At 63.7% G+C, this 12,290-nt stretch carries 9 protein-coding genes; 1 reads left to right on the plus strand and 8 read right to left on the minus strand.

The window, feature by feature from the left end; all coding sequences use genetic code 11:
* Positions 1 to 22: 22 nt before the first annotated feature.
* Positions 23 to 790 carry a PP2C family protein-serine/threonine phosphatase gene (locus FAZ95_RS12490; RefSeq protein WP_137332745.1) on the plus strand — a complete coding sequence of 256 codons (768 nt, stop codon included), beginning with the start codon at positions 23 to 25 and terminating at the stop codon, positions 788 to 790.
* Between the two features lie 17 nt (positions 791 to 807).
* Here the strand turns inward: FAZ95_RS12490 and FAZ95_RS12495 are convergent, their stop codons facing one another.
* From FAZ95_RS12495 to FAZ95_RS12530, 8 genes are all read right to left on the minus strand, one after another.
* Positions 808 to 2,136 carry a sigma-54 interaction domain-containing protein gene (locus FAZ95_RS12495; protein WP_137332746.1) on the minus strand — a complete coding sequence of 443 codons (1,329 nt, stop codon included), beginning with the start codon at positions 2,134 to 2,136 and terminating at the stop codon, positions 808 to 810.
* Entirely contained in the window at positions 2,133 to 5,225 is a 3,093-nt protein-coding gene (locus tag FAZ95_RS12500) for a peptidase domain-containing ABC transporter (RefSeq protein ID WP_137332747.1), read from the minus strand. The genes FAZ95_RS12495 and FAZ95_RS12500 overlap by 4 nt, the downstream gene beginning before the upstream one ends.
* An 18-nt stretch (positions 5,226 to 5,243) precedes the next feature.
* Positions 5,244 to 5,996 carry a peptidylprolyl isomerase gene (locus tag FAZ95_RS12505; RefSeq protein ID WP_137332748.1) on the minus strand — a complete coding sequence of 251 codons (753 nt, stop codon included), beginning with the start codon at positions 5,994 to 5,996 and terminating at the stop codon, positions 5,244 to 5,246.
* A 14-nt stretch (positions 5,997 to 6,010) separates the two neighbouring features.
* A complete protein-coding gene (locus tag FAZ95_RS12510) occupies positions 6,011 to 7,405 on the minus strand; it encodes an HlyD family secretion protein (protein WP_137334532.1) in 1,395 nt (464 codons plus the stop codon).
* Between the two features lie 16 nt (positions 7,406 to 7,421).
* Positions 7,422 to 9,413 carry an FHA domain-containing protein gene (locus tag FAZ95_RS12515; protein WP_137332749.1) on the minus strand — a complete coding sequence of 664 codons (1,992 nt, stop codon included), beginning with the start codon at positions 9,411 to 9,413 and terminating at the stop codon, positions 7,422 to 7,424.
* A gap of 146 nt (positions 9,414 to 9,559) precedes the next feature.
* Positions 9,560 to 11,032 carry an efflux transporter outer membrane subunit gene (locus FAZ95_RS12520; RefSeq protein WP_137332750.1) on the minus strand — a complete coding sequence of 491 codons (1,473 nt, stop codon included), beginning with the start codon at positions 11,030 to 11,032 and terminating at the stop codon, positions 9,560 to 9,562.
* A 172-nt stretch (positions 11,033 to 11,204) separates the two neighbouring features.
* Positions 11,205 to 11,480 carry a hypothetical protein gene (locus tag FAZ95_RS12525; RefSeq protein WP_137332751.1) on the minus strand — a complete coding sequence of 92 codons (276 nt, stop codon included), beginning with the start codon at positions 11,478 to 11,480 and terminating at the stop codon, positions 11,205 to 11,207.
* A gap of 284 nt (positions 11,481 to 11,764) precedes the next feature.
* Positions 11,765 to 12,214 (minus strand): DUF4399 domain-containing protein, encoded by a 450-nt coding sequence (locus tag FAZ95_RS12530; RefSeq protein ID WP_137332752.1) that lies wholly within the window; start codon positions 12,212 to 12,214, stop codon positions 11,765 to 11,767.
* Positions 12,215 to 12,290: the final 76 nt, after the last annotated feature.

The raw sequence follows: 12,290 nt of genomic DNA on the forward strand, positions 1-12,290 counted from the left end.
TGACCCGATCCAGGCGGCAGCCATGCTGACTCAGTTCAATTGGACGTCGGCCTCGCGCACCGATGTGGGCCTCGTGCGCGCGATCAACGAGGACGCCTGCCTCGATCTGCCCGCGCACGGCATCTGGGCCGTCGCCGACGGCATGGGCGGCCATTCGGCCGGCGACGTCGCGAGCCGGATGATCGTCGATGCGCTCGCGGCGATAGTCGTGCCCCCAAACCTCGCGGACTTCGTCGCCTCCGCGCGCGCCGAACTGCAGCGTGTGAACCGCACGCTGCGCGACGAAGCCGCCGCGAGGCGCGTGCGCACGATCGGCAGCACCGTGGCCGCGCTTATAGCCAGCGGCAGTCAGTGCGGGCTGCTGTGGGCCGGAGACAGCCGCATCTACCTCTACCGGCGCGCGCAGTTACGGCAGCTCTCGCGCGATCACAGCCAGGTGGAGGAATTGAAGGCGCAGGGCTATCTGACCGCCGAAGAGGCCGTCGATCATCCGGCGCATCACTTGATCACGCGCGCCGTCGGCGCGGCCGATTGGCTCGAGCTCGACGAGCAGCGCGTCGAAATCAACGACGGCGATATGTTCCTGCTGTGCAGCGATGGTCTTTCGAATGAAGTCGACGAAACCGGCATCGTGAGCGCGCTGGCCGGCGGCGATTGCCGGCAAGCGACGGAAGCGCTCGTCGAGATGGCGCTGCAGGAAGGCGGACGCGACAACATCTCGGCTATCGTGATCCGCGCCGACGATCCGTATGCGGCGGATAAAACACTCGTGAATCCGGCGTTGCCCTGAACCGCGCGACCCCGCGTTTAGCGAGGTTTCCCCGCGGCCTCTTGATGCCGAAAGTCCTTCGAGCGGATGCCGTGCTTCTTCAGCAGCATTTGCAGATGTGAGCGGTTCATCTCGCAGCGCCGCGCGAGCTCCGCGACGGTGCCGCCCGTCTCCTGCAACCCGCGTTCGAGAAACGCGCGTTCGGCTTCGTCGCTCGCCGCGCGCTTCGCTTCAGCCAGCGACGCGGGCGCGAATGCGGGCACTCCCGCGGGCATTGCCGAGCCATCGACACCCACCGCCTCGGCGTGAGTCCCCACCGCGCCGGCAGCCTTGGGCTGAATATCTTCGGGAAGATGCCCGATATCCGCCATGTCGCCCGCGAGGCACGACACGCGATAAATCAAATTGCGCAGCTCGCGGATATTGCCGGGGTACGCGTAGTTGAGCAGGAAGTCGCGCAGCTTGGGCGTCATCTTGATCGGCCGGCGCTTGAGCGCTTCCGCGGCTTCGTCGCCGAAGTAAGCGAACAGCAAGGGGATTTCGTCGCGCCGCTCGCGCAAGGCGGGCAGCGTCAAGTGAATCACGCTCAAGCGATAGAACAAGTCCTCCCGAAAGAGGCCCTCCTCGCTCATCTGCCGCAGGTTACGATTGGTGGCGGCGACGATCCGAGTGTCGACCGCAATCGCCTGGTCCGATCCCACCCGCTGAATCTCGTGCGCTTCGAGCACGCGCAGCAGCTTCACCTGCCCGCTCAACGGCAATTCGCCGATCTCGTCGAGAAAGATCGTACCCGTATGCGCGCTTTCGAATTTGCCTTTGCGATCGTTCGACGCGCCGGTAAACGCCCCCTTCTTATGGCCGAACAACTCCGATTCGAGCAGGTTGTCGGGAATGGCGCCGCAGTTGACCGAGATATACGGCCGATCCGCGCGAGACCCGTTCGCGTGAATGACCTTCGCCATCAGTTCCTTCCCGGTTCCGCTCTCCCCGTCTATCAACACGGGCAGATCGGTCGGCGCCGCTTTTTCCGCGATCTCCAGCGCCGCGAGCAGCTTCGGGTTGTCGCCGAACGTCCCTTCGAAGACGAAGCTGCGATCGAGCAACGCCTGGCGGCGCTGATGCGCGCTCAAGTCCGCCGCGCGCAGCGCTTCGGGCTCGCGTTCGGCCGCTTCCACGAAGCGCTCCTTGCGCGACAGTTGCAAGACTTCGTCGCGCAGCGTGTTCGACTGATTCAGCAGCTTCTCGATCTCGGCGCGTTCGAGCCTTGGCGCCCAGCGCAGCGTCGAGCGCAGGATCTCGATCTTCTCGAGCAGCCCCGCGTAGGAGACCGCCGAGCTGCCCAAGCCATGTGGGTCGAAGAGTTTCATGCGGCGCTCAATTGCTTCTGGACCAATTGGTAATACATGCCCTGGCGCGCGACGAGTTCATCGTGCCGGCCTTGTTCGGCGATCGCGCCTTCGTACAGGACGAGGATCTTGTCCGCACGCATGATCGTGGAGAGCCGGTGCGCAATGATGACCGCCGTGCGTCCCTTGAGAATGTCCTGCATGTTCGCGAGGATGTTGCTCTCCGATTGCGTATCGAGCGACGACGTCGCCTCGTCGAACACGAGCAGCCGCGGGTCGTGATACAGCGCGCGCGCAATGCACAGGCGCTGAATCTGCCCGCCCGAGAGCCCCATGCCGCGCTCGCCGACGACTTGCTCGTAGCCGAGCGGCATCTTCGCGATGAACGCATGGGCGTCGGCCATCTTCGCGACCTCCTCGATGCGCCGGCGGTCCGGGCTGGCATCGCCGCACGCGATGTTTTCAGCGATCGTTCCGGAGAACACGAGGTTCGTCTGCATCACGTAGCCGATTTGCGCGCGATAGAACGCCTGATCGATCACGTTCAGGTCGTAGCCGTCGACGACGATCTTGCCCTCGGTCGGCGTATAGAAGCCGACCAGCAGTTTCGCAAGCGTCGTCTTGCCGGAACCGCTGCGGCCGACGATCGCGATCATCTCGCCCTGCTTGATATCGAGGCTGATGTTTTCGAGCACATAGGGCGTTTCGCCGCCGCCATAGCGAAAATACACGCCATCGAGACTGATGTCGCCCTGCAGATCCGGCAGCAGCACGCGCGAGGCGAAGTCCGACGGCTTCTGTTCCGGCTCGATATCGAGCACGTCGCCGAGGCGCTCCATCGCCACCGCTGCGTCGTTCATCAGGCTCCACAGGCCGACGAGCCCCATCAGCGGTGCGAGCACGCTGCCCATGAACGCGTTGAACGCAATGAGCTGGCCGATGGACATTTCCTGCGCGAGCACGAGACTGGCGCCGACCCACAGGATCACGATGGTCGTCGCCGCGTTCAGCAATTGACTGCCGAGCCCGACGAGGATGTTGAAGGCCTGTGCGCGATACTGGATTTCCAGCGCCTTCGCGTATTTGCGCTCCCACTTGAGCCGCACCGGCCGCTCGATCCCCATGCCCTTCACCGTCTCGATGCCGCCCAGCGTTTCCATCAGCAGCGACTTCGCCTCGGTCGACGCCGAGAACACCTCGCGCGCATAGCGCTTGATGCGAGGCGTCGCGAGCGCGGTGAGCGCCATGATCGGAATCACGAAGGCGATCAGGAGCAGCGTCATCTTCACGTTGTAGAGAAACATGATCGTGAAGTAGATGAAGATCATCAGCAGATTGAGCGCCGTGGTGACGGTCGATTCGGTCAGGAACGCGCGGATGGTCTGGTTCTCCTGGAAGCGCGCGAACACGTCGCCGGTCTTGCGCTTGGCAAAGAACGAGAACGGCAGCGACATCGTGTGCTTGAAGAACTGCGACATCATCGAGAAGTCGAGATTGCGCACCATGAAGTTCGACAGATGCGCGCGAATCGTGATCATGAGCTGCGTGAACAGATTCGAAATCACGAGGCCGAGGATGAGCAGATTCAACAGGCCCACGTTCTGGTGGACCACGACACCGTCGAGGATGTTCTGAATGATGAGCGGCGGCACCACGCCGAGCAGCTGAATCACGAACGTCGCGAGGAAAAGGTGCGCGAGGATCTTCTTGTACGGCGCGAGGTAGCCGATGAAGCGCACCCACGGCGAGCGCGACGCGGCTTGCTCAGTCGTCGTCTCGCTCGCGGTAAATAGCAGGCAGGTGCCGCCCCAGCCGCGCTCGAATTCCTCGACGGAGAGCTTGCGGAAACCGAGCGCCGGGTCCGCCACCCGCACCCAGCGTTTGCTCATGCCGTAGACGATGATGTAGTGGTAGCCCTCCCAGTGCGCGATAAACGGCAGCTCGAAGCCGAGCATCGCATCGAATGTGCATTGCACCCCGCGTGTCGTGAAGCCGAGCGATTCGCCCGTGCGCGCGAGGCTTTCGAGCGTCGCGCCTTGCGTCGTCACGTTGGCGAGCTCGCGCAGCTTGCCGAGCGTCATCGGTATGCCGTAGTGACGGCAGACCATCGCGAGGCACGCGGCGCCGCAATCCATCTCCTCGGCCTGCTCGACGAGCGCGAAGCGCTTGATGACTTTCTCGCCGAATTCAGGCTCCGTCGCGAGATCGAGAATCGCCGGGCGCTTGCGGCGTGCCGCGAGCTTTTTCTGCCGCTGCAGTTCGCGATCCACGAAACGGATGCGCTCCTCGAGCACCTCGCGCAGCTTCGGGTTGCGCTCGAGGATGAAGTGAACCGTCTTCTCGGGAATCACGAGGAGCCGCGTATCGGCGCTGGCGGTCACGCTCGCCTGCTGCTCCTGGCGCAGCACGCAGGCCCGCTCGCCGAAAATCTCCCCTGCGCCGAGCGTGGCGAGCGGATAGTCGACGCCGTCCTCGCTGCGCACGATGCGCACTTCGCCTTGGCGCACGACGTACAGGCGCAGGTCTTCGCGCGAGCCCTGCTTGATGATTTCCTTGCCGGCCGCGACGCGCTTCACGCCGACGCTCGACACATACTCTTCGAGTTCGCTCTTGTTGAGCTTGCCGCGCAGATCGAAGAGCCGAGCGACGAAGCCTCCCGCCGAGCTGATCGCGACATAGCTGGTCACGAACGAAAGCGCCGCCGGATTCTCTGCGATCAGTGGCGCGAACGCGCTACGTGCGATGAACAGCAGTTCGACCTTCGACGACGCCCGCACCGACGCTTCGTGCCAATACTCGCGCAATACAGCGATCTCGGCGAACACCTCGCCCGCTTTGCGCACTCCTAGGCTCGTCTCCTTGCCATGCTCCTCGGTGAAGAGACGCACCGACCCCGTGCGGACGATGAAGAGCCCGTCCGCGCTTTCGCCGCGAAGACAGATCGTGTCGCCGAACGCGAACGTGCGCGTTTGCATCTCGCTCGCGAGACGCTCGAGCTCTTCGCGCGAAAACGGCGACAGCAGCTCGACCGACGAGAGGAAGTCCGCCAGCGATTGAGCGGTTGAGCCGGCAGTCGAGGCTGCGCTCGGGGCCGGTGCTTGTGCGTCCATGGAAATCGATCCTCGCCGTCAACGCGCCTCTATGATGTGTTCCTGCGCCCGCGCGGCGAGCCAGTCCTCGCGCAACAGGCGCCGCACTTCGGAGGCGACGTCCTGATCGAGCGTGGCCGGATACTTGGCCCTGACCGAGAAGATCTCGAAGAACGCGCCGTCCGGCGCCTCGAACGGCCCCAGCAGATCGCCGGCTTGCGCATTGAACACCTTGGCTTCGATGCCGGTCTTCAGCGATCCGCGCAACACTTTGCCGATGACGCCGCCGCGCTCGCGCGTATCGGCGATCGAATGCTCGCGCGCCATCTCTTCGAAGCTGTCCGGGTCGTCGCTGAGGATCGACATCATCTCCTTGGCCTGCCCCTCGGATTCCAGCACGATATGGCTCACTTCGATCGCGTCGAACTTCGGCGAGTTGAGCTTGAAATACGCTTCCACCGCGCCGTCGTTGCACACCTTGTCGAGCATTTTTTCCTGGTACAAGGTGTCGGTGATGAACGTCTCGAACTCGTCGAGGCTGATGCCGAACACGTCGAGATAGCGATTCATGTCGGCGGCGCGATGCAGATTGCGCACGCGGCGGAACTGGTCGGCGCGTTCCTGGATCTCTTCGGGCGTGACGCGAATGCCGAGCTTCTTCGCCGCGTGGACCGTGAGCCGCTCGCGGACCTGCTGCTCGACGAGGCCCTCGAATTGCCCGGTCAGCTTCAGCATGCGAACGAAATCGTCGGTTCCGATCACCTCGTCATCGATGCGCACAATGGCCGTCATGTCACTTCTCCTTCTTATCCTGCGATCTGCCTGAACGGATCGAGCGCGAAATCGATCAGGCGGCGTTCGCGAACCACGATCTCGGCGGTGGCCGTCATCCCGTATCGCAACGGGTACTTCGTGCCGGCGACCGAGTAGTAATCGCGATCGAGCGTGACGCGGCCTTCGTAGACCGGCAGCTTCGTCGCGACGGAAGGCTTCGTCGCCGGCGAAATGTATTCGAGCGTGCCGCTCACGACGCCATAGCGCTGATACGGAAACGCGTTGAACTTCAGCTTGACGGGCAGCCCCTCGTGAAGAAACGCGCGGTCCTGCTCCGAGATCTCCACCTTGACCACCGACCGCGCATTCGCGGGCGCGATGCCGCCGAGCGGCGTATTCGCCTGAATCTTGTCGCCGGGCTGCGTGGTCGTGACGTCGGTGATCACGCCCGAGACGGGGGCCAGCACGAGCAGGAAGTTGTCTTTGTCGATGTTCTCGAAGCGGATGCGCGCGGCCGCGTCGGCGGCAAGGCGCGCGGTCTGCACTTGCAGGCGCAGCTTGTCCTCGGTGTTCGCGATCTCGCGCACCGTCGCGTCATACTCGATGCGCAGGTTCGTGAGCGTCTCGCTGCTGCCTTCGAGCTGCGCCTTCGCCTGTGAAAAATCGTGGCTCTGCTGCGCTTCCAATTGCGCGAGCCGCGCCTGCGCAATCCGCAGGTTGTTCTCGGCTTGGAGAGACGCGCTCTTCTTTTCTTCGACTTGCGTCTGCGACACGCCTCCGCCGCCCGGCGTCGAAAACAAGCGCTGGAATTTGTCCTGCTCCTCTTTCGCCAGATCGCGCGCGTGCTGTGCGTTGTCGATGTTGCTGCGCGCTTCGTCGAGCTGCGCCTTTTGCGATTGCGCGAGCTTGCTCGTGCCCTCGGCGATGCGGTTTTCGTGCAGATGCGTTTCCACGTCGATCTGCTGCTTGAGCGCGTCGGCCTTGCGCTCCATCAGTTGCTTCTTCGCCGGGAACTGCTGCCATTCGCGTTCGGCGTCGTCGAGCTTGAGACGCGCGTCGAGCGCATTGGTCGCCGCTTCGATCGCGCCGCGCGCGTTGATGCGGCCGATCACGTCGTCCTTCTTCACGGGCTGGCCTTCGGCGATATAGATGTCCGCGAGTTCGCCGTCGACGGGCGCATAGATGCGGCGCACTTCCGATTCGGGCGCGAGCGCGCCCGGCGCCGAGACGATCACGTCCGCGCGCCCGATGCACGACCACACGAGCGCCGACAAGACGAGCGCCACCATCACGATGACGGTGGCCTCGATGAGCCGCAGCGGCTGCGAGGTCAGGATCGCGATGCCTTCCGCGCTGTGGTCTTCGAGCGCTTCGCTCAGCGGCTTTAACGGCTTGAGCGGTTTCGGCGGTTTCAGCGGCTTGGGCATCTTGAGATTGAAACGCTTAGGGGGACGGTCTGGCGTCATGGCCGTCTCCTGTCTCATGCGAAGCAGTGTCTGCCGAACTTGACGCTTCGGCGCTAGCTCCGGCCCCATGCGAAGCTGAGGAGCTTGTCGCGAGCTTTTCGAGCTTCGCCACGCGTGCTTGGAACGGCGGCGTCGCGAAACGGAGCTGCTTCAATTCAGCGGCGACGGCCTGCGTATTGCCGGCGCGCGCATCGCTCTCAATTTGCTGGTATTGGCGCAGATCGCTGCGCACGCTATCGAATCCCGTCAGCCGCGGATAGCGTTCGCTGTAATCGTCGAGCAGCGCGGGCAGCGACTCGAGACGATCGTCGCTAAGGGCCTTGTCGATCGCGGTCTTCAACCGCTCGGCCGCCGCCCCATACACCGAGTCGTCGCTTTCCAGCTTGCGCAGATGACTCAGCGTATCGCCGTACGACGCCGCGAATTCGGGCACGAACGAAGCGATCCGATCGAGCGCGTGCTGGTTCGGGTCGGGGTCGTCGTTCCAGCGCTCGACGAGCGAACTGATCACGGGTTCGTCCTTGAAGAGGCGGATCGGCGCTTCGGCCCCGCCGCGGGCGGCCCAATACGCTTCGAGGTCGCCCATCCAGCCGATCTCAGCGACGAGCGGCTGGGCATCGGCGTTGTGCTGCGCGAGCGTTTTCATGCCGGCGACGATCGAGTGCGCGCGGTCGAACTCCTGCGCTTTCACCGCCGCGAGCCACTCGGGCACCATCGCCTTCATCAACGCCTCCGTGCCCGCCGCCTGAAACGCCGCATCGCCGGGATGCCTTGCGAGATAGCGGTCCGCCGTTTCCGTCGCCGAGGCGTAGCGCCCCGCGTCGAGCAGCGCGTGGATATCGCGCTGCGGCGCGTTGCGCACGTACAGCGCCATGACGAGCACGCCGAGCGCCGCGAGCGCCGCGCCGCCCCATCGGCCCCAACGCCGCAAATCGAGTTCGCCGCTGCCGCCAAGCGCCTCGCTCAGCTCGGAGACGAAACGCGTGAAGCGATCGCCCGTCCGGCGATGGCGCGGCTTCGCTTCGTGCTTGAGCGCCTGCGCCTGCGAGGCGTCCGGATTCACTTCGTCTTCCTGCTTCAACGCCGGGTCGACACAGAAGATGTCGAGAAACGAGTGCGCGGTCCCGACGAACGTCGTGCGCTCCGGATCGATCGCGGGCTGTGCGGGCTGCGCGGACGGTTCGGCTTTTGCTTCGGCCGAACGTTCGGTGCTCTCGCCCCCCGCCTTCATCTTCGTCACGGTCGGATCGGCAACGGGTCCGCGACGGACCTCTGCACGATAGACGAAATGGTTGCCGCCAAATGCAAGCGTCTCGCCGTCGCGAAGCGCCAGCGCGCTTTCGTCGAGGCGCTTTCCGCCGACGAATGTGCCGTTCGTGCTGCCGAGATCCTCGACGAAGACGTCGCCGTCGCGCAGAAAGATGTGTGCGTGACGGCGCGACACATAGTTCACTTGATGCGGATACGTGCCCTTGTAGCGCGCGAACGTGTCGTCGGCCTTGCTGATCAGAAACGGAAAGCCGGTGATGACGATCGGCTGCAGGTCGAGGTCGTCGCGCTCGGGCGTCAATGTGACGACGATGGATTGCGGTGCCGGCGGCGCCACGCACGGCATCAGCTCGACGCGATAGGCGAGGACGCTCGCGAAGCGGATCTCGTCGCCGTTGTGCAGCGGATGCGGTTTTTGACGCACCTCGACGCCGTTCACCGTCGTCCCGTTCTTGCTGTCGAGATCCGCGATATAGGCGACGCCGTGCTCAAAGAAAATTCGCGCATGCCGCCTCGACAACTCCGCGACGACCTCGGCGCGCGCCGACGCGAACGGCGTCTCCGCGCGCCCCACCGCGAACAAGTCGCTCTCGATGCGGATTTCGCCGAACTCGGGATGCGATATCGGCCTGAGCACGATATCGACACGCCTCGCGAGCGGCGTCTGCATTTCGGCAATCGGAACGTCGTCAGGAGACATGGCTCGACACAACGATCAGCGTTTATCCGCCAGCCCGCCGTCTCGATCGGACGGGTGGCGCAACGACGGATAAACCACGTTGACACTCAATGCCGGAGCGGCCGTGCGGGGAGTGTTAGAAAAGTGTAGGCGACGCGTCACGGTAGTCAATTGGCGCTGTCGTTGCTGCCGTTGCTCGCGTTCTGCACGACCACGTCGGTCCAGCCGCCACCGATCGCCTTGTAGAGCGTCACGGTGTCGGTGAGGATCTGCTGCTGGTTCTGCAGCAGCGAGAGTTCGGCCGATGCGAGCGTGCGCTCCGACTCGAGCACTTCGAGCTGGGACACGACGCCCTCCTTCAACTGCGCCTCGATCTGCGTCGCGACCACCCGCAGATGCGCGTTCTGCTGCGTCAGCTCGATGCGCTGCTTCTTGTGCGCGTCGAGATTCACTAGCGCGTTCTCGACTTCCTCGAACGCGGCGAACACCGTCTGCCGGTATTGCTGCTCGGCAACCTGGCTCTGCGCCTCGGTTGTCTTGATGTGCGCCTTCACCTCCGGGTCGAGCATCGGCAGATCGATGCTGGGCAGGAAGCTGAACGTGAATGCCTTGAACAGATCGGAGAGCTTGAACGCCGCCGTGCCGCCCCGGCCCGTCAGGCTGATGGTCGGCAACTGGGCGAGCTTGGCGGCGCCGATCTGATCGTACGATTCGAGGATGCGGTACTGCGCGGCGACGACATCGGGCCGCCGCGACAATAATTGCGCGGGCAAGCCCATCGGCACGTCCGGTACCTTGACGCGATCCTGCAGGTGGCCGGCGGGCACCTTGAATTCGCCGGCAGGCACGCCGACGAGCGTCGCAAGCGCGTTCTCGGCGAGATCGCGCGAACGCTGCAGGTCGATCAGCTCGCTCGCGATGCCGTTGACTTCCGCCTTCTGGCGCAGCACTTCGGTCTGCGGCACGACACCGTTCGCGTACATCGTTTGATCGATCGCGAGAATCTGCTGGTTCTTGTCGAGCGTCTTCTTCTCCTGCGCGATCTGGTCGTCGAATTGGAGAAGCAGGAAGTAGGTGCTCGACACGCCGGCGACGAGCGTCAGATAGCCCGCGCGCCAGTCGGCTTCCGACGCGTGATATTCGGCCTTCTGCGCCTGCACGCTTTTTTCGACCTTGCCCCAGATGTCGATGTCCCAATTGACCTGCGAGCCCAGGTTGATCGTCTTCGTGAGCGGCGCGCCCGTGGTTTTTTCGAAGTCGACGCCCGCGCCGAGATCGGCCGAAGGCAGGGCGCCCGCGCGCGCTTCGCCGATTTGCGCCCCGGCTACCTGAATGCGGGCCGCAAGAATCTTGATATCGACGTTGCCGTCGATCGCTTTTTTCACCAGCGCGTCGAGATACGGATCGTTGAATGCCTTCCACCATTCCGGGTTGACCGTATCCGCCGCCGACACCGGGCGCTGCGTATGCGCCCACGAATCCTTGGCGGGCATGTCGGGCCGCTTGTAGTCGGGGATGCTCAGATCCATGCAGCCGCACAACACCGTTGCGCAAACGCCGGCGGCTAGTGCGTGCTTGAGGAACGCATGTGCTAGGCCGATATGGATTTGGGCGCGGGCGGAGGCGGTTGAGGGGTTCATGGTCTGCTCCGGGGGGTGTTGGGGTGCTGCGGGGAGAAGGTGGAAGTGCTAAGAAACTTGCTTGTGTGTCGGCCCCTAGCGAGCCGTTTAGGTTGCGGTGCAACCTAAACGGCTTTGCCCGGGACAGGAGAAAGTGCTAAAGCACTACCTCCTGTCGCGACGCCCGTCGACATTAGTGGAAATCGATCGTGTTTTTAGCGGTCTGCGACGGGTTGACCGTCCCTTTGATGTCCGAGGCGAACGCCACGTCGTTGCCAACGTTGTTCGAGATCAGGTTGCTTTGGCCGATCGATTGCGCGGCGCTGAAGTTCGTCGTGTCGACATGCACGGACGGGTAGTACGACGGAAACGGATACAGGCCGGGCAGGTAGCCGCCGCGCACGGCGGACATTTCACGGGCGTCGAGTTCTTTAGCGACGGCGAGGTCTTCGATCATCAAGGTCTTCATGACAGTTCTCCAAATGTGAGAGAGAGGCTTCGGTGGATTGAGCTGCAAGTGTTGCGGGCTCGAGCCTTATACTGCATAGGGTGTGCCAAGCATGCGCACGCGTTCGCGCGAAAACGCGCAAACGCCCGTCAATGCTGGGCTTGGCAGGCTAGGAGAACGAATCGGAAGGACGGATGTGAACAGCGCGACATCGACGATGTGACAGTGCGGGACCAACATGCAACGCGAGAGGTGTTGCTGTCGCGGCAACACCTCTCGCGCCAATGCACTCGTGTCACTTCATGTCACTTCACGTAGATCGTGATCTTCTTCGAATAGACCGGCGGATTGTGCGGCACGTGGTCGAAGTCGCCCATCAGCAGCTGCAGCGTGTGCTTGCCGGGCGGCAGCTCGAGCGTGGTCTCGGTCTGGCCCGCGCCGAAGTGCAGATGATTTCTGTCGGATGGAATCTGCTGATCCATCGGCGGCAGATCGGTATCGACTAGCAAGTGATGGTGGCCCGTGTTCGGAAACTGCACGCCCACCGGCGCCACCCCCATGTAGCGCAGGCCGAACCAGACACGAAACGGCTTGCCTGCGGGCAGCACCTGCCCGTCGTTGGGCCAGCCGATATAGACGACGGCGTGCGGATCGGCCTTCGTGGGGCCGGCATATGCCAGGTTAGCCACGCTACCTACGTTGGCAACGCTAAGCGAGATCAGCAAGGCGGCGGCGAACGCAATTCCCTTCTTCATGGCGTTGACTCCCGGTTCTTGATTCAAGACGAGTCCGACCCGAGGCCGCGCCCGCTCGGCGCGCCCGGCCAGGCGC

Origin of the sequence: Trinickia violacea (assembly GCF_005280735.1) — a bacterium.
Classification (GTDB): Bacteria; Pseudomonadota; Gammaproteobacteria; order Burkholderiales; family Burkholderiaceae; genus Trinickia_A; species Trinickia_A violacea.

Excerpts from the sequence above, each read along its gene's own strand:
- FAZ95_RS12490 (WP_137332745.1), top strand. The coding sequence starts at position 23 with ATGCTGACTCAGTTCAATTGGACGTCGGCCTCGCGCACCGATGTGGGC.
- FAZ95_RS12495 (WP_137332746.1), bottom strand. The coding sequence starts at position 2,136 with ATGAAACTCTTCGACCCACATGGCTTGGGCAGCTCGGCGGTCTCCTAC.
- FAZ95_RS12500 (WP_137332747.1), bottom strand. The coding sequence starts at position 5,225 with ATGGACGCACAAGCACCGGCCCCGAGCGCAGCCTCGACTGCCGGCTCA.
- FAZ95_RS12505 (WP_137332748.1), bottom strand. The coding sequence starts at position 5,996 with ATGACGGCCATTGTGCGCATCGATGACGAGGTGATCGGAACCGACGAT.
- FAZ95_RS12510 (WP_137334532.1), bottom strand. The coding sequence starts at position 7,405 with ATGCCCAAGCCGCTGAAACCGCCGAAACCGCTCAAGCCGTTAAAGCCG.
- FAZ95_RS12515 (WP_137332749.1), bottom strand. The coding sequence starts at position 9,413 with ATGTCTCCTGACGACGTTCCGATTGCCGAAATGCAGACGCCGCTCGCG.
- FAZ95_RS12520 (WP_137332750.1), bottom strand. The coding sequence starts at position 11,032 with ATGAACCCCTCAACCGCCTCCGCCCGCGCCCAAATCCATATCGGCCTA.
- FAZ95_RS12525 (WP_137332751.1), bottom strand. The coding sequence starts at position 11,480 with ATGAAGACCTTGATGATCGAAGACCTCGCCGTCGCTAAAGAACTCGAC.
- FAZ95_RS12530 (WP_137332752.1), bottom strand. The coding sequence starts at position 12,214 with ATGAAGAAGGGAATTGCGTTCGCCGCCGCCTTGCTGATCTCGCTTAGC.